A 17,022-nucleotide genomic window follows, 5' to 3' on the forward strand; every position below is an offset into this window, starting at 1 on the left:
GCGCGCAGCGCTCGCGGCCTGATGGCAGGCCATGAATCAGAACGCCCCCGCCGGCTGAGCCGGCGGGGGCGTTTTGCTGCGCGGGAGCGGTCGGCGATCAGGCCGAGCCGATCATCTTGCGCAGCACGTAGTGCAGGATGCCGCCGTGGCGGTAGTACTCCAGCTCGTTGGCGGTATCGATGCGGCACAGCGCCTCGAGCGTCTGCTTGCCCTGGTCGCCCTCGATGGTCACCGCGACCTTGCCGCCCGGGGTGAGTTCATCGAGGCCCTGGATGGAGACGCGTTCGTCGCCGCTCAGGCCCAGGGTCTGGCGGGTCTCGCCCTCGGGGAACTGCAGCGGCACCACGCCCATGCCGATCAGGTTGGAGCGGTGGATACGCTCGAAGGACTCGGCCAGCACCGCGCGTACGCCGAGCAGCCGGGTACCCTTGGCGGCCCAGTCGCGTGAGGAGCCGGTGCCGTATTCCTTGCCGGCGATGACCACCAGCGGGGTGCCTTCCTGCTGGTATTGCATGGCCGCGTCATAGATGGCCATCTGCCGGCCGGTGGGCACATGGCGGGTCTCGCCGCCGACCACTCCGTCGAGCATCTCGTTTCTGATGCGTACGTTGGCGAAGGTGCCGCGCATCATGATCTCGTGGTTGCCGCGCCGCGAGCCGTAGGAGTTGAAGTCCACCGGCTTGACGCCGTGGTCCTGCAGATAGCGACCCGCCGGGCTGTCGGGCTTGATGGCGCCGGCCGGCGAGATGTGGTCGGTGGTCACCGAGTCGCCGAGCATGGCCAGCACGTGGGCGCGTTCCACATCCTCGGTGGCGGCGGGCTCGCGCCCCATGCCCTCGAAGAACGGCGGATGCTGGATGTAGGTGGACGCCTCGCTCCACTGATAGACCTGGCTCTCGGGGACGTCGATGGCCTGCCAGACCTCGTCGCCCTCGAACACCTCGGCGTACTCCTTGCGATACATCTCGGTACGCACCTGCTCTACGGCCTCGGCGATCTCGGCCTGGGACGGCCAGATGTCTTGTAGATAGACCGGCTGGCCTTGCTCGTCGTTGCCCAGCGGCTCGCGGGCGAGGTCCTTGCGCACGTTGCCGGCCAGCGCGTAGGCCACCACCAGGGGCGGCGAGGCCAGCCAGTTGGTCTTGACCAGCGGGTGGACGCGGCCCTCGAAGTTACGGTTGCCGGACAGCACCGAGGCTACGGTCAGGTCGCCGTCGGTGATCGCCTGCTCGATGGGCTCGGGCAGCGGGCCGGAGTTGCCGATGCAGGTGGTGCAGCCGTAGCCGACCAGGTTGAAGCCCAGCGCGTTCAGGTCGTCCTGCACGCCGCCGGCGGCCAGGTAATCGGTGACCACCTTGGAGCCGGGGGCCAGTGAGGTCTTGACCCAGGGCTTGGTGCCGAGCCCGCGGGCCCGGGCATTACGGGCCAGCAACCCGGCGGCCATCATCACGCTGGGGTTGGAGGTGTTGGTGCAGGAGGTGATGGCGGCGATCGCCACCGCGCCGGGGTCGAGGCGGAAGGCCTCGCCCTCGAGGTCGACCTGCTGGCTGTCGTGGTGTTCGTAGCTCTCCTCGACGCCGACCGCGGTCTGGCCACCCTCGGAGAACAGGCGGCCCTTTTCTTCGGAGGACAGCGTCGCCTTGCCGTCGTCCTCCATCACCTTGGCGAAGGCCTTCGGCATGTCCGCGAGGGTGACGCGGTCCTGGGGCCGCTTGGGCCCGGCCAGGCTGGCCTCGACCTCGTGCATGTCGAGGGTCAGCGAATCGCTGAAGATCGGCTCGGCGCCGGGTTCGCGCCACAGGCCCTGGGCCTTGCTGTAGGCCTCGACCAGGGCGACCTGCTCGTCGTCGCGGCCGGTCAGGCGCATGTAGGTCAGGGTCTCGTCGTCGACCGGGAAGAAGCCGCAGGTGGCGCCGTATTCGGGGGCCATGTTGGCGATGGTGGCGCGGTCGGCCAGCGGCAAGTCCTTGAGGCCATCGCCGTAGAACTCGACGAACTTACCCACCACGCCGCGCTCGCGCAGCATCTGGGTCACCGTCAGCACCAGGTCGGTGGCGGTGATGCCTTCACGCAGCTTGCCGGTGAGCTTGAAGCCCACCACCTCGGGAATCAGCATCGACACCGGCTGACCGAGCATGGCCGCCTCGGCCTCGATGCCACCGACGCCCCAGCCGAGCACGCCCAGGCCGTTGATCATGGTGGTGTGGGAGTCGGTGCCGACCAGGGTGTCGGGATAGGCGAAGGTTTTGCCGTCCTGTTCCTTGGTCCATACCGTCTTGCCCAGGTACTCGAGGTTGACCTGGTGGCAGATGCCGGTGCCCGGCGGTACCACGCGGAAGTTGTCGAAGGCTTGCTGGCCCCAGCGCAGGAACTCGTAGCGTTCGCGGTTGCGCTCCATCTCGATGGCGACGTTGTCCTTGAAGGCGCTGGGGTCGCCGAAGTGGTCGACCATCACCGAGTGGTCGATCACCAGGTCCACCGGTGACAACGGATTGATGCGTGCGGGGTCCTCGCCGAGGGATTTCACGGCGGCGCGCATGGAGGCCAGGTCGACCACCCCGGGCACGCCGGTGAAGTCCTGCATCAGTACGCGGGCCGGGCGGTAGCCGATCTCGTGATCGGACGAGGCGGTCTTCTGCCAGTCGACCAGGGCCTGAATGTCCTCGCGATCGATGCCTTCCTGGTCGGCGAAGCGTAGCTGGTTCTCCAGCAGGGTCTTCAGCGTCATCGGCAAGCGGTCGATGTTGCCCAGCGCCTCGGCCGCCTTGGGCAGGCTATGGTAATGGTAGGTGGTGCCGGCGGCCTCGAGGGTCTGCAGGGTCTCCGGTAGGGATGGGGTGCTCATGGTGGGCCTCCTGTCACGGGAGAAATGATCGAACCATCCTGGTCCTGTCCTGTACTTACATGGTCATGATAGAAGGCCTTTTCAACCACCGCGCCGGCAACGGCGTCGCGACCCTTGAAATGACGGCGGTGGTCCCCATATATCTTGGCAGCGACCCAGGCCGGGGAGGTAGGTATTCATGCACGAGGAAGCGCTGGACAGCCAGGCGGTGCGCTGCCCTTACTGCGATGCGGGGTTCGAGCTGTTGATCGATGTCTCGCAGGGGAGCCACGCGACCTGGGAGGACTGCCCGCAATGCTGCGCGCCGATTCAGCTGCGCATCGAGGTGTCGCTCGTCAGCGGCGAGCTCGAGTCGCTCGCCTTGGGGCGCGACGACGAGGTGCTGTGAGCCGACGAGCCTCTCCGGCACCACCATCGATTTTGACTATCCGTGCCATTGACTCGCTTCAGTGGTACGGCGAGGATGCCTGATTTAGCGTAGGCATCCCGCACCACTCACCCTGAGTGTCACCTACGATTGCAAGGAGATTCGCATGAGCGTACTGGTTGGACGTCAAGCCCCGGATTTCGAAGCCGCGGCCGTGCTGGGCAACGGCGACATCGTCGAGAACTTCAAGCTGTCCGACAGCAACGGCAAGCTGCGCGTGCTGTTCTTCTGGCCGCTGGACTTCACCTTCGTGTGCCCGTCCGAGATCATCGCCCACGACAACCGTCTGGCCCAGTTCAAGGAGCTCGGTGTCGAGGTGATCGGTGTGTCCATCGATTCCCAGTTCACTCACCACGCCTGGCGCCTGACCTCGCCGGAGAAGGGCGGCATCGGTGAAGTCGGTTTCCCGATCGTGGCCGACGTCAAGCACGAGATCACCCAGGCCTACGGCATCGAGCACCCGGAAGCCGGCGTCGCCATGCGCGGCTCCTTCCTGATCGACGAGAACGGCGATGTCCAGCACCAGGTGGTCAACAACCTGCCGCTGGGCCGCAACGTCGACGAGATGCTGCGCATGGTCAAGGCCCTGCAGTTCCACCAGAAGAACGGTGAAGTCTGCCCGGCCGGCTGGGATGAAGGCCAGGAAGGCATGAAGGACACCGCCGAGGGTGTCGCCAGCTACCTGGGCAACCACGCCGGCGCCCTCTAAGCCTGCGTGTTCCCATCGGGGCGGCCTGCGGGCCGCCCTTCGTGTCTTTACAGCGGCCTTGGCGATGCCGACGGCTCGTCGCTATCGCCAAGCCTGTTGCCCCTTCGAGTATTGCGAGGTTTCCCCATGAGCGACGCGCGTCACGAACGCCTGATCATCCTCGGTTCCGGCCCCGCCGGCTACACCGCCGCCGTCTATGCGGCTCGCGCCAACTTGAAGCCGCTGCTGATCACCGGCATTCAGGCAGGCGGCCAGCTGACGACCACCACCGACGTGGACAACTGGCCGGGCGACGAGGCCGGTGTGCAGGGCCCCGAGCTGATGGAGCGCATGAAGCGTCACGCCGAGCGCTTCGATACCGAGGTGTTGTTCGACCATATCCATGAGGTCGAGCTGCGCGGCAAGCCCTATACCCTGAAGGGCGACAACGGCACCTACACCTGTGATGCGCTGATCATCGCCACCGGCGCCAGCGCCCGCTATCTGGGGCTGGAATCCGAGCAGAAGTTCATGGGCCAGGGCGTCTCGGCCTGCGCCACCTGCGATGGCTTCTTCTACCGTAACCAGGAGGTTGTGGTGGTCGGCGGCGGCAACACCGCCGTGGAGGAGGCGCTGTATCTCTCCAACATCGCCTCGAAGGTCACCCTGGTGCATCGCCGCGATAGCCTGCGCGCCGAGAAGATCCTCCAGGACAAGCTGTTCGAGAAGGCCGAAAACGGCAACGTCGAGCTGGTGTGGAACCATACCCTCGACGAGGTGCTGGGTGACAACAGCGGCGTCACCGGCGCGCGGCTCAAGTCCACCGAGGACGGCAGCACCCGAGAGCTCGGTGCGCCGGGGGTGTTCATCGCCATCGGCCACAGCCCCAACACCGGCATCTTCGAGGGCCAGCTGGACATGGCCGGCGGCTACATCAAGGTGCAGTCCGGCCTCGCCGGTAATGCCACCGCGACCAGCGTGCCCGGGGTGTTCGCCTCCGGCGATGTGATGGACCATGTCTATCGCCAGGCGGTGACCTCCGCCGGCACCGGCTGCATGGCGGCCCTGGATGCCGAGCGTTATCTCGACGAGCTATAAACCAGCGGCAAGGTACAAGGCTCGGGAGGCGAGGAAAGGCTCCAGGGGGGGGAAGGCGTGACAGGGTCCCCGGTGTCGTCGCCGATCCAACCTGGCGCCTGGTAGCTGGCAGCGGTCAATAGTGTGGTGGCACCTCGTCGTCCGGGCGGGGTGCCGTCGTGTCGGCCTCCTGCAATGCCTGGCGTTGCTCCCTCAGCTTGTGCTGCATCAGCTCGTTGAGCCGCTCGAGCTTCATCAGGCGCTTCTCCTGGGTGGCCACCGCCTGGTCCAGGGTATCCAGCCAGTGCTCCTGGTAGGCCAGTCGGCTCTCCAGGGCCTCGAGCCGTGCGGCCTGGTCGGAGGGCGTGTCTGTATCGTGCATGATAGACTCCTTATGCCGTGTCTATGCTCGTCATGTCGCGGCTCGCCTTGGCCCTGTCCGAACGCCGTGTTTCGCCGCGGCGTTCGGCTGGTCGAGGGCTGCCGGGTCGGGGGCGGCCGCATGGCCGTTTGGTGCCCCGATCTCATTACATCCGTTTCCTACGACAAGAGAGCATCCGAGGTTTATGAATCGAAAGGTCGTGTTTCGTTGCAGTATCGTCAGCCTGCTGCTGGCCGCGCCGGCGCCGTTGCTGATCGCCTTGTTCGTCCAGCTGGCCGGGGGCGAGCTGTCGCGTGGTCTGTTCGCCGAGGTCGGCGGCCTGACGGTGGTCTATGTCGCCGCGGCCCTGGCGGTCTTGCTGTTGTTGCTGATGGCCACCCTGGTGATCAACGCCTTGACGCCCCAGCTGTCCAACATCGCCGAGGTCGAGGACGACGGTCGGGAGATCGGCGAGGTCAAATGGTTCAACGTCAACAAGGGTTATGGCTTCATCACCCGCGACAGTGGCGAGGATGTCTTCGTCCATTTCCGTGCCATTCGCGGTCGCGGGCACCGTACCCTGGCCGAGGGCCAGAAGGTGAAGTATCACGTGTCACGCAATGAACGGGGGTTGCAGGCCGACGACGTCACCGTCATCACCTGAAACTGGCCTGCGCTCGATCATATGGCGTTGGAAGGTCGTCTCGAGATACTGAAGTAAACTCCGCTCTCTCGGCGACCTTCCGCTGGTGACCCACACGGAAGTGGGAAATGCGATAGCCCGTAGGGAACGGGCTTAGCCCTGATCTTCGCTCGGCACAGTTTTCCCCGTTCCTGTCTAGACGACAACGCCCCGCCTTCGCGGGGCGTTGTCGTTTCGGGTCACTGCCCCGAGTCGGGCCAGTCGATGGTGGCCTCACCGCCGTCCGGCAGCACCTGCAGGAAATGGTCGGGGGCGTCGCCGGGCTGCCAGCCCCCCAGTGAGCAGCGCACCTCGCAGCCGAGCCGCCCCGCGGCGGCGCGGGCGAACTCGGCGTCGGTGGGCCAGGGCGATTCGCCGCTGTCCAGCCATAGGCTGGCGAAGCCATCGGCGGCCTTTTCGATCAGCAGCACCGGAATCTCGGCCCCGCCGTGGCGGCCTTGGGTGCGCCAGCGATGCTTGCCGGCCGAGGCCATGGGCGCGGCGTCGATGGCGTCGCCGAGCCAGGCGTTCAGGGCCTCGGGCTCGATACGGGCCAGGTAGATCTCGATGTCGGGATAGCGTTCCATGGTGTCCTCAGGGGCGTGATGTGCCGTCGGCGAACAGCCGCGTCATGATCGCTTCGTAGACGCGGCTGAGGTCGTCGAGGTCGTCGGCACGGACCCGTTCGTTGACCTTGTGGATGGTGTCGTTGCGCGGGCCGAGTTCGACGACCTGGCTGCCCAGGGTGGCGATGAAGCGGCCATCGGAGGTGCCGCCGGCCGTGGACAGCGTGGGGCGGTGGCCCATCACGTCCTCGACGCCGTCGACCGCGGCGTCCACCAGCTCGCCTTCCGCGGTCAGGAAGGGCTCGCCGTTGAGGGTCCAGTCGATATGGAAGTCCAGGCCATGGTCGGCGAGGATCGCCTCGGTGCGCTCGCGCAGCGTCTCGTGGGTCAGGGCGGTGGAATAGCGGAAGTTGAACACCACCTCCACCTCGCCGGGGATGACGTTGGTGGCGCCGGTGCCCGAGCGGATGTTGGAGATCTGGAAGCTGGTTGCCGGGAAGGAATCGCTGCCGCCGTCCCAGTGTTCGTGTACCAGGGCGTCGAGTGCCGGGGCGGCCTCATGGATCGGGTTGCGCGCCATGTGCGGATAGGCCACATGGCCCTGCACGCCCCTGACGTGCAGCACGCCGCCCAGTGAGCCGCGGCGGCCGTTCTTGATCACATCGCCGAGCCGTTCGGTCGAGGAGGGCTCGCCGACGATGCAGTAGTCGAGGCGCTCGTGGGCCTCGCGCAGGTGCTCGACCACGGCGCGAGTGCCGTCCACCGCCGGGCCTTCCTCGTCGGAGGTGATCAGGAAGGCCAGGCGCCCCGAATGATCGGGATGGGCCGTCACGAAGCGCTCCACGGCGGTGAGCATGGCGGCCAGGCTACCCTTCATGTCGGCGGCACCGCGACCGCACAGCATGCCGTCATCATCGATGCGCGGCTCGAAGGGCGGATACTGCCAGTGTATGTCGGGGCCGCTGGGCACCACATCGGTGTGGCCGGCGAAGGCCAGCACCGGGCCATGGTGGCCGCGCACCGCCCAGAAGTTCTCGACGTCGCCGAACGGCAGGCGCTCGACGGTGAAGCCGAGGGCCTCCAGGCGGTCGATCATCAGGTCCTGGCAGCCCAGGTCGTCGGGGGTCACGGAAGGGCGGCGCATCAGCGCCATGGCGAGGTCGAGGGTCGGGGATAGCGAGGCATCGGAGAGGGTCGAGGTCATGCGGGATTCCGGCGGGCCGAACCCCGGCGCCCGAAGGCGCCGGGGCAGGGCTCAGTTGTGGGCGTGCAGGGCGTCGTTGAGCGCGATGGCGCTCTTGTTGGTCAAGCACTCGATGCGGCCGTTCTGGGAATTACGGCGCAGTAGCAGGTCGTCCTGGCCGGCCAGTTCGCGGGCCGCCACGACCTGGGCTTGCTGGCCCTGATCGTCGAGCACGGCAACCTTGGCGCCGGCGGTGAGGTAGAGGCCGGCCTCCACGGTGCAGCGGTCGCCGAGCGGGATGCCGATGCCGGCGTTGGCGCCGATCAGGCAACCTTCGCCGACCTTGATCACGATGTTGCCTCCGCCGGACAGGGTGCCCATGGTGGAGCAGCCGCCGCCCAGGTCGGAGCCCTTGCCGACCATCACGCCGGCGGAGATGCGGCCCTCGATCATGCCCGGGCCCTCGGCGCCGGCGTTGAAGTTGACGAAGCCCTCGTGCATCACGGTGGCGCCTTCGCCGAGGTAGGCGCCCAGGCGCACCCGGGCGGTGTCGCCGATGCGCACGCCGGCCGGCACCACGTAATCGGTCATCTTGGGGAACTTGTCGACGCAGTCCACCGACAGGGTCCGGCCTTCGAGGCGGGCCTTGAGGCGGCGGCTCGGCAGTTCCTCGATGTCGATCGGGCCCTCGCTGGACCAGGCGATGTTCCGCAGCAGGCCGAACATGCCGGTCAGGTCGGTGCCGTGGGGCTTGACTAGACGATGCGACAGCAGGTGCAGCTTGAGATAGACCTCGGGGGCGCTCTGCGGCGGGGCGTCCTCGCGGATGAAGGTCGCCACCAGCGGGCGCCGGCTGGTCGCCAGGGCCTCGGCGAGCTCGGCCTGATCGGCGTGACCGGCGGCCTTCAGGGCCTCGGCGAGTTCGTTGCATTGTTCGGGCAAGAAGCTGATCGCGGCATTGCCGGCGGGGGCGTCGAGCACCCTGGCGGCGGCCTCGATCAGGGCGTCGTCGGGGTTCAGCAGCGGCGCCGGATAGTAGATTTCCAGCCAGTTGCCCTGGGTGTTCTGGGTGCCGATTCCGAGTGCAAAGCTTTGCATGAGGTGTCATCTCGCATCAGGGGAAGGATCGGGCCGTGGCCCGCCTAGAGGTCGTCGTAGTCGCCGTCGCGGTATCCGACGAGGATGTCATCGCCGGTGTCGAGCAGCGGGCGCTTGAGCAGGGTGGGGTGGGCCAGCATCAGGGCGCGGGCCTGGTTGGCGTCGATGTCCGTCTTGTCGTCGTCGGGCAGTTGACGCCAGGTGGTGCTGCGCTTGTTGAGCAGGGTCAGCACCGGCACCCGTTCGAGAAGGTGCTCGAGCAGTACGGCAGACAGGCCGTCTTCGCGCAGGTCGTGGAACTGGAAGGGCTGCCCCTGGGTTTCCAGGGACTTGCGCGCGCGGCGGCAGGTGTCGCAGTTCTTGATGCCGAACAGCGTCATCATGGTGTTCTCTCCTGATCAGGCGTGGCGTTCGACATGGCGCCGCAGGCGACGGGCGGCCTCGGTGGTGGCCTCTCGCTCGTCGACCAGCGCCAGGCGGATGCGGCCGGTGCCGGGGTTCGTGCCGTCGACGCCGGGCCGACCCATGTAGCTGCCGGGTAGCACGCCGACGTGCTGCTCGGCGAACAGTGAGCGGGCGAAGGCCGCGTCGTCGCCGCCGGGCACCGCCGGCCACAGGTAGAAGCTGGCCTCGGGGGCGGGAAAATCCATCACCGGGGCGAGGATCTCGGTCACCGCGGCGAATTTCTCCCGATAGGCATCGCGGTTGGCGCGCACGTGGGCCTCGTCCCGCCAGGCGGCGATCGAGGCATGCTGCAGCGGCGGTGGCATGGTGCAGCCGTGATAGGTGCGGTAGCGACGGAAGGCCGTGATCAGCGTGGCGTCGCCGGCCACGAAGCCCGAGCGCAGCCCCGGCAGATTGGAGCGCTTGGACAGCGAGTGGAACACCAGGCAGCGCCGATAGTCGTGACGGCCGAGCTCGGCGCAGGCCTGCAGCAGCCCCGCGGGCGGGGCGGCCTCGTCGAGGTAGAGCTCCGAGTAGCATTCGTCGGCGGCGACGATGAAGTCGAACTCGTCGGCCAGTGCGATCAGCTTCTTGAGCTCGGCGAGCGGCGTCACCGCCCCGGTGGGATTGCCCGGCGAGCAGGTGAAGACGATCTGCACGTCGCGCCAGGTGTCGGCCGGCACCGCGTCGAGGTCGGGACGAAAGCCGTGTTCGGCGCGACAGTCGAGATACAGCGGCGTGCCGCCGGCCAGCAGGGCGGCGCCTTCATAGATCTGGTAGAAGGGGTTGGGCACCGCCACCCGCGCCGGCCGGGTGCGGTCCAGTGCGGTCTGGACGAAGGCGAAGAGCGCCTCCCGGGTACCGTTGACCGGCAGCACCTGGTGCTCGGCGTCGAGCCCCGCCAGGGCGAAGCGCCGCCGGGCCCAGTCGGCGATGGCGCCGCGTAGCTCGGCGGCCCCGATGGTGGTCGGGTAGTGGGCCAGGCCGTCGAGGTGGGTCGCGATCGCCTCCAGGGCGCCGGCATACGGCGGGTGGCGCGGCTCGCCGATGGTCAGCGGGATATGGACCAACCCTTCGGGAGGCGTCACGCCGGCCTTGAGGGCGGCGAGCCTCTCGAAGGGGTAGGGCTGGAGGGCATCGAGGTCAGGGTTCATGAGTGTCCAGTCGCAGCCGTGGTCGGCGTCGTTATGATGTCACATGGCAAGACGCCGATTATAGGGAACCCCCGCAGGGGGCTCAAACGAGGCGCTCAGCCACTGACGTCGAGCATCTCGATCAGTCGTTCGCGCAGGCATTGCTGGCGCTCGGGGTCGGTGATGGGATTGCCGCTCTTGTCGGTGATGAAGAACACGTCCTCGACGCGTTCGCCGAGGGTGGCGATCTTGGCCGCCGAGAGGGCGATGCCTTGCTCCATGAAGATGCGCCCGACTCGTGCCAGCAAGCCAGGGCGGTCCGGTGCGGTGAGTTCCAGCAGGGTGCGCCCGCCCGCCGTGTCCTGTTCGATGGTGACCTTGGTGGGCACCCGGAAGTGCTTGAGCTGGCGCGGCGTGTGACGGGTGACGATCTGCGGGTAATCGTCCGGGTCATCGAGCTCCTCGACCAGATGATGGTGGATCTCGTGCAGACGCGCCGGCTCGCGGATCGCGCGGTTAAGGTCGTCGAGGACGATGAAGGTGTTGAGTGTCCAGTCGTTGCTGGAGGTGGCGATGCGGGCGTCGTGAATCGATAGCCCGAGCTGTTCCATGGCCGCCGAGGTGGCGGCGAACAGGTCGTCCACCGAGCGGGTATGGATGAACACCTTGGTGCCGCCCTCGGCCATGTCGTCGGTGGGCGCGCTGAGCATCACCAGCGGCAGCTCGCTGGCGTGGTGGGCGAGGATGCCCTGGGTCTGCCAGGCGATCTCGCTGGGGGCATACTGCAGGAAATAGTCCTCGCCCAGCGATTCCCACAGCCGGTCGACGCGGGGCATGTCGGCGCCCACCGTGGCCAGCAGAGAGTGCGCCTCGTCGCGGGTCTCGCGGACCGAGTCATCGCGTTCCAGCGGGTTCTCGAGGCCACGGCGCAGGGCGCGCTTGGTCTCGGCATGCAGCTGGTGCAGCAGCGAGGCCCGCCAGCCGTTCCACAGCGTGGGGTTGGTGGCGGTGATGTCGGCGACGGTCAGCACATAGAGGTAATCGAGGCGGGTCTCGTCGCCCACCGTGCGGGCGAATTCGCTGATCACCTCGGGATCGCTGATGTCGCGTTTCTGGGCGACCATCGACATCAGCAGGTGGTGCTCCACCAGCCAGGCCACCAGCCGGGTGTCGCGGCCGGACAGCCGGTGCAGGGCGGCGAAGGCCTCCACGTCCCGGGCGCCGATCAGCGAGTGGTCACCGCCGCGGCCCTTGCCGATGTCATGGAACAGCCCGGCGATCCACAACAGCTCCAGCTTGGGCAGCTGCGGGACCAGGGTGGCCGCCACCGGATAGGCCTCGCGGGCATCCGCCTTGCGGAAGCCGTGGATGCACTTGAGCAGGCGCAGGGTGTGGGCGTCCACGGTGTAGATGTGGAAGAGGTCGTGCTGCATCAACCCCACGGCCTGGCCGAAGACCGGCAGGTACTTGCCGAGCACGCCGTAGCGGTTCATGCGTCGCAGCTGGCGGGCGACGTTGCCGCTGGAGCGCAGCAGGGCCATGAACAGCCGCTGATGGCGCGGGTCCTCGCGGTAGCGGTCGTCGATCAGGTGGCGGTGATCGCGGATCAGTCGGATGGTGTCGGCGCGCACGCCCTCGATCTCGGGGTGTTCGGCCATCAGCAGGAACAGTTCGAGCAACGCCGAGGGCGCCTCGCGGAACACCGTTCGCGTACGCGCCTGGATGTAGCCGCCGGTGATCTCGAAGCGGGCGTTGAGCGGCACCGTCTCGAGCGTCTCGTCGTCGCGCAGGATGGCCTCGTCGAAGTGCTGCAGCAGCATGTCGTTGAGCCCGGCCAGGGTGGTGACGTGGCGATAATAGCGCTTCATGAACTGTTCGACGGCGAGGCGCTCGGGGGTGTCGCGGTAACCGAACAGCTCGGCGATGGTGGCCTGGTGGTCGAACAGCAGGCGATCCTCGGCGCGCCCGGTGAGCATGTGCAGGGCGTAGCGTACCTGCCACAGGAAGGCCTGGCCCTGGCTGAGGATGCGCAGCTCGGCGTCGTTCATGAAGCCGATGGCGACCATGTCCTCGTAGCGCTCGGTGGCGAAGTGTCGCTTGGCGACCCAGCCGATCATCTGGATGTCGCGCAGCCCGCCGGGCGAGCTCTTGATGTTGGGCTCCAGGTGGTACTCGGAGTTGTTGAAGCGGTAGTGGCGGGCGATCTGTTCCTGCCACTTGGCCTCGAAGAAGCGGTCCGCCGGCCACAGTCGGTCGGTGGCCAGGCGCGCCTGCATCGCCTCGCGCAGCCGCTCGGGGCCGGCCAGGGTGCGTGATTCGAGCAGGTTGGTGATCACCGTGACGTCGGCGGCGGCCTCGCGCTCGCAGTCGCCGAGCGAGCGCACGCTGTGGCCGATCTCCAGGCCGATGTCCCACAGCAGGGTGATGAAGTCGGTCAGCGGTTCGCGGAAGGGTTCGTCGTCGTCGTGCTCGAGCAGCAGCAGCAGGTCGATGTCCGAGCGGGGGTGAAGCTCGCCACGGCCGTAGCCGCCCACGGCGAGCAGGGCGATGCCCGCGGGCCAGTCATGCTGCTGCCAGGCGAGCTCCAGCAGGCGGTCCAGGCACCAGGCGCGGCTATACACCAGGTCGCGGATGTCGTCGCCGGCATGGAAGCGTGTGTCCAGGCGAGCCTGGATCTCGGCCAGCGCGGCCTTGAAGGGAGCGATCGGTGACCGGCTGCCGGTCAGCTCGGTCTGGAACGCCTCGACGTCGAACAGGCTCTCGTCGGGCGCGAAGGCGTAGTGGTGCAGCAGCATGGCGGCCGACTCAGTGGGCGGCGAGGAAGGAGAGGTCTTCGTCGCTGCGCGCGGTCATCACTTCCACGCCGGTCGCGGTGACCAGCAGGGTGTGCTCCCACTGGGCGGTGAGGCCCTTGTCCTTGGTGACCGCGGTCCAGCCATCGCGCAGCACTCGGGTGCGGCGGTCGCCGATGTTGATCATCGGCTCGATGGTGAAGCACATGCCTTCCTCGAGGGCGATATCCGCCTCCGGGGCATAGCCGTCGTAGTGCAGCACCTGCGGCTCCTCGTGGAAGCCGGCGCCGATGCCGTGGCCGCAGAAGTCGCGCACCACGGAGTAGCCGTTGGCCTCGGCGTGCTGCTGGATGACGCGTGCCAGCTCGGAGAGACGCGCGCCGGGGCGGACCAGGGCGATGCTCTTGTAGAGGCATTCCTGAGTGACGCGACACAGGCGGCCGCCCTGGATGCTTTCGCCGACGATGAACATCACGCTGGAGTCGCCGTGATAACCGTCGGTGGTCTTGACCGTGATATCCAGATTCATGATGTCGCCCTTCTTCAGCTTCTTGCCGTCGTCGGGGATGCCATGGCAGACCACGTGATTGATCGAGGTACACACGGACTTGGGGAAGCCGTGATAGTTGAGCGGGGCAGGCGTGGAGCCGAGCTGGTCGACGATGTAGTCGTGGCAGCGCCGATCGATCTCGCCGGTGCTGACGCCGGCCTCGACGTAGGGGGCGATCATCTCGAGCACGCTGGCGGCCTGGCGACCCGCTTCGCGCATCTTCTCGATCTCGTCGGGCGTCTTGATGGGTACGTTCATGGAATCTCGAAATCAGGGGTGGTGTCGCCGGGGGTGGAGGCGCGAGGGCCTCGGGCGACTTCATCTTGAGAGTGATCCATGGTATAAAGCTGCGCGCTTTCCTGCAATCGCCGATCCTTCGGTGCCGCTCGCGGCCCTTCGGTGTGAGCAGGGCGCGAATATATCAATGCAATGCCTTGAAAACACACACGCACCGGCACATGGTCCCGGGTGCCGTCGGCGCGTCCGTCGGTCGGATCCATGGGGTGCGTGGAGGCCTAACCCGATTTACCAGGAGTCATCCATGGCACACGTCAACATGCGTGATCTGCTGAAAGCAGGCGCCCACTTCGGTCACCAGACCCGTTACTGGAACCCGAAGATGAGCAAGTTCATCTTCGGTGCTCGTAACAAGATCCACATCATCAACCTCGAGCATACCCTCCCGGCCCTGAACGAGGCCATCGGCGTGGTCGAGAAGATGGCCGCCGCGAACAACAAGATCCTGTTCGTGGGCACCAAGCGCAGCGCCAGCAAGATCGTCAAGGAAGAGGCCAAGCGCGCCGGTCAGTCCTACGTCAACCACCGCTGGCTCGGCGGCATGCTGACCAACTTCAAGACCATCCGCGTCTCCATCAAGCGTCTGCGCGAACTCGAAACCATGCACGAAGATGGTACCTTCGAGAAGCTGACCAAGAAGGAAGTCCTGGTGGCGACCCGCGAGGAAGAGAAGCTCGAGCGGTCCATCGGTGGTATCAAGGACATGGGCGGCCTGCCCGACGCGCTGTTCGTGATCGACGTCGACCACGAGCGCATCGCCATCAACGAGGCGAACAAGCTGGGCATCCCGGTCATCGGTGTGGTGGATACCAACTCCAACCCGGACGGCGTCGACTACGTGATCCCGGGCAACGATGACTCCATCCGCGCCATCCAGATCTACGTCAAGGCCATCGCCGACGCCTGCGGTCGTGCGAAGGAAGGTCGTCCCGACGAGTTCGTCGAGGTCACCGAAGACAACGCCAGCGACGCCGCCGCCGAGTGATCGTCGGCCCGCTCGGGTGGCGGCCGGCGTTCGCGTCGGTCGCCGCCAGGCGCGGCCCTAGGGCCGCGCCCCGGGGCGGGTGATGGACGCGCCGGGCCACGGCCCGGCTTTCACATTCCAGGTCGAACCATTCAGAGGACACTACCATGGCAGCTATCAGCGCCTCCCAGGTCAAGGAACTGCGCGAGCGCACCGGGCTCGGCATGATGGAGTGCAAGAAGGCCCTCACCGAGGCCGGCGGTGACATCGAAACCGCCATCGAGAACCTGCGCAAGAACTCGGGTCTCAAGGCCTCCAAGAAGGCCGATCGCACCGCCGCCGAAGGCGCCGTCGTGACGCGTATCGCCGAGGACGGCAGCTACGGCGTGATGGTCGAGATCAACTCCGAGACCGATTTCGTCGCCCGTGACGACAACTTCACCGCCTTCGCCGGCCGTGTCGCCGATGCCTTCTTCGCCGCCAAGAGCGAAGACGTCGCCGCCATCATGGAAGGCGAGCTGGAAGCGGCTCGCGAGCAGCTGGTGCAGAAGATCGGCGAGAACATCGGCGTGCGTCGCAGCGTCGTCGTCGATGCCCCGGAAGGTGGTCTCGTGGGCGCTTACGTCCACGGTGGTCGCATCGGCGTGCTGATGACCCTGACGGGCGGCACCGCCGAGGCCGCCAAGGATGTCGCCATGCACGTGGCCGCCATCAACCCGGCCGTGGCACTGCCGGAGAACATGCCGCAGGACAAGCTGGACGCCGAGAAGGCGATCATCCTGGCCCAGCCGGACATGGCCGGCAAGCCGGAGCAGATCGCCGAGAAGATGGTTCAGGGCCGCCTGAAGAAGTATCTGGCCGAGAACAGTCTGACCGAGCAGGCCTTCGTCAAGGACCCGAACCAGACCGTGGCCGAGTACGTCAAGGCCGCCGGTGGCGAGGTCGTTGGTTTTACCCGCTTCGAGGTGGGTGAGGGCATCGAGAAGGAAGAGGTCGACTTCGCCAAGGAAGTCATGGAACAGGCTCAGCGTAGCTAAGGCGCGAGCCGGTTTCCGTATGAAGATGGCGTGCGCGAGAGCGCACGCCTTCGCGTATCCGGCCGGTCCATCCGGCCATCCAGATTCCTCGAGTTTCCGGGAGACATGCCATGAGCAGTGCCGAGCCACTTTCCACCAAGACCGATAAGCCTCGTGCCGAGGTCTCTAAGTACAAGCGCATCCTGCTCAAGCTGTCCGGGGAAGCCCTGACCGGTGATGCCGACTTCGGCATCGACCCCAAGGTGCTGGATCGCATGGCGCTGGAGATCGGCCAGCTGGTCGGCATCGGCGTCCAGGTCGGTATCGTGGTCGGTGGTGGCAACCTGTTCCGTGGTGCCGCGTTGCACGAGGCAGGCATGGAAAGGGTGACCGGCGACCACATGGGCATGCTGGCCACGGTGATGAATTCCCTGGCGATGCGGGATGCCCTGGAGCGCTCCAACATTCGTTCGCGGGTGATGTCGGCGATCCCCATGAGCGGCGTGGTGGAACACTATGACCGGCGCACGGCGATTCGCTACCTGACCTCCGGCGACGTGGTAATGTTCTCCGCGGGCACCGGTAACCCCTTCTTCACCACCGATTCCGCCGCCTGCCTGCGCGGCATCGAGATCGACGCCGACGTGGTGGTCAAGGCCACCAAGGTTGACGGGGTCTACGACAAGGACCCGGTCAAGCACGCCGATGCGGTCAAGTACGAGCAGCTGTCCTACGATGACGCGATCGACCAGAAGCTCGGGGTCATGGATTTGACCGCCATCTGCCTGGTACGGGACCATGACATGCCGGTACGCGTGTTCGACATGAACAAGCCGGGGGCGCTGCTGAACCTGGTAGTAGGCGGCCGGGAAGGCACGCTGATTGATAGAGGGTGATAT

General features: G+C 66.7%; 16 protein-coding genes. 7 read left to right on the forward strand and 9 right to left on the reverse strand.

Annotated elements, in window-relative coordinates; all coding sequences use genetic code 11:
- Positions 1-97: 97 nt before the first annotated feature.
- Positions 98-2,845, reverse strand: a complete 2,748-nt coding sequence (gene acnA, locus ETC07_RS04485; protein ID WP_136247316.1) for an aconitate hydratase AcnA — start codon at positions 2,843-2,845, stop codon at positions 98-100.
- Between the two features lie 178 nt (positions 2,846-3,023).
- On the opposite strand from acnA, the gene ETC07_RS04490 reads away from it, so the two are divergent.
- The 3 genes from ETC07_RS04490 to trxB all read left to right on the forward strand — a co-directional run bounded on the left by ETC07_RS04490 (position 3,024) and on the right by trxB (position 5,058).
- Positions 3,024-3,233 carry a zinc ribbon domain-containing protein gene (locus ETC07_RS04490; RefSeq protein WP_136247317.1) on the forward strand — a complete coding sequence of 70 codons (210 nt, stop codon included), beginning with the start codon at positions 3,024-3,026 and terminating at the stop codon, positions 3,231-3,233.
- A 145-nt stretch (positions 3,234-3,378) separates the two neighbouring features.
- Positions 3,379-3,981, forward strand: coding sequence for a peroxiredoxin (locus tag ETC07_RS04495; protein ID WP_136247318.1), 603 nt, complete (start codon positions 3,379-3,381; stop codon positions 3,979-3,981).
- A gap of 126 nt (positions 3,982-4,107) precedes the next feature.
- Positions 4,108-5,058 (forward strand): thioredoxin-disulfide reductase, encoded by a 951-nt coding sequence (gene trxB / locus ETC07_RS04500; RefSeq protein WP_136247319.1) that lies wholly within the window; start codon positions 4,108-4,110, stop codon positions 5,056-5,058.
- Positions 5,059-5,173: 115 nt separating this feature from the next.
- Here the strand turns inward: trxB and ETC07_RS04505 are convergent, their stop codons facing one another.
- Positions 5,174-5,419 (reverse strand): SlyX family protein, encoded by a 246-nt coding sequence (locus ETC07_RS04505; RefSeq protein WP_136247320.1) that lies wholly within the window; start codon positions 5,417-5,419, stop codon positions 5,174-5,176.
- A gap of 184 nt (positions 5,420-5,603) precedes the next feature.
- Here ETC07_RS04505 and ETC07_RS15975 point away from each other — a divergent pair, with 184 nt between their 5' ends.
- Positions 5,604-6,062 carry a cold-shock protein gene (locus tag ETC07_RS15975; protein WP_276605498.1) on the forward strand — a complete coding sequence of 153 codons (459 nt, stop codon included), beginning with the start codon at positions 5,604-5,606 and terminating at the stop codon, positions 6,060-6,062.
- A gap of 218 nt (positions 6,063-6,280) precedes the next feature.
- Here ETC07_RS15975 and ETC07_RS04515 read toward each other — a convergent pair whose 3' ends face one another.
- The 7 genes from ETC07_RS04515 to map form a co-directional block, all read right to left on the reverse strand.
- Positions 6,281-6,667, reverse strand: coding sequence for a hypothetical protein (locus ETC07_RS04515; RefSeq protein WP_136247321.1), 387 nt, complete (start codon positions 6,665-6,667; stop codon positions 6,281-6,283).
- Positions 6,668-6,674: 7 nt separating this feature from the next.
- Positions 6,675-7,850: a succinyl-diaminopimelate desuccinylase gene (gene dapE / locus ETC07_RS04520; protein WP_136247322.1), complete on the reverse strand. Its 1,176-nt coding sequence runs from the start codon at positions 7,848-7,850 to the stop codon at positions 6,675-6,677.
- 51 nt (positions 7,851-7,901) lie between these two features.
- A complete protein-coding gene (gene dapD, locus ETC07_RS04525) occupies positions 7,902-8,927 on the reverse strand; it encodes a 2,3,4,5-tetrahydropyridine-2,6-dicarboxylate N-succinyltransferase (protein ID WP_136247323.1) in 1,026 nt (341 codons plus the stop codon).
- Positions 8,928-8,971: 44 nt separating this feature from the next.
- Positions 8,972-9,310: an arsenate reductase gene (locus tag ETC07_RS04530; protein ID WP_136247324.1), complete on the reverse strand. Its 339-nt coding sequence runs from the start codon at positions 9,308-9,310 to the stop codon at positions 8,972-8,974.
- Positions 9,311-9,325: 15 nt separating this feature from the next.
- Positions 9,326-10,525: a succinyldiaminopimelate transaminase gene (gene dapC / locus ETC07_RS04535; RefSeq protein ID WP_136247325.1), complete on the reverse strand. Its 1,200-nt coding sequence runs from the start codon at positions 10,523-10,525 to the stop codon at positions 9,326-9,328.
- A gap of 95 nt (positions 10,526-10,620) precedes the next feature.
- Positions 10,621-13,299, reverse strand: a complete 2,679-nt coding sequence (locus ETC07_RS04540; RefSeq protein ID WP_136247326.1) for a [protein-PII] uridylyltransferase — start codon at positions 13,297-13,299, stop codon at positions 10,621-10,623.
- A 10-nt stretch (positions 13,300-13,309) separates the two neighbouring features.
- Entirely contained in the window at positions 13,310-14,104 is a 795-nt protein-coding gene (gene map, locus ETC07_RS04545) for a type I methionyl aminopeptidase (protein ID WP_136247327.1), read from the reverse strand.
- 283 nt (positions 14,105-14,387) lie between these two features.
- Between map and rpsB the strand changes: the two genes are divergently transcribed.
- From rpsB to pyrH, 3 genes are all read left to right on the forward strand, one after another.
- Complete coding sequence (rpsB, locus tag ETC07_RS04550; RefSeq protein ID WP_136247328.1) at positions 14,388-15,128, forward strand: 30S ribosomal protein S2; 741 nt, start codon at positions 14,388-14,390, stop codon at positions 15,126-15,128.
- Between the two features lie 146 nt (positions 15,129-15,274).
- On the forward strand, positions 15,275-16,144 hold the full coding sequence (tsf, locus tag ETC07_RS04555) for a translation elongation factor Ts (RefSeq protein ID WP_136247329.1): 870 nt from the start codon (positions 15,275-15,277) through the stop codon (positions 16,142-16,144).
- A gap of 110 nt (positions 16,145-16,254) precedes the next feature.
- Positions 16,255-17,019: a UMP kinase gene (gene pyrH, locus ETC07_RS04560; RefSeq protein WP_136247330.1), complete on the forward strand. Its 765-nt coding sequence runs from the start codon at positions 16,255-16,257 to the stop codon at positions 17,017-17,019.
- The last annotated feature ends 3 nt before the right edge of the window (positions 17,020-17,022 follow it).

This window comes from Halomonas borealis, assembly GCF_004798905.1.
GTDB lineage: Bacteria > Pseudomonadota > Gammaproteobacteria > Pseudomonadales > Halomonadaceae > Halomonas > Halomonas borealis.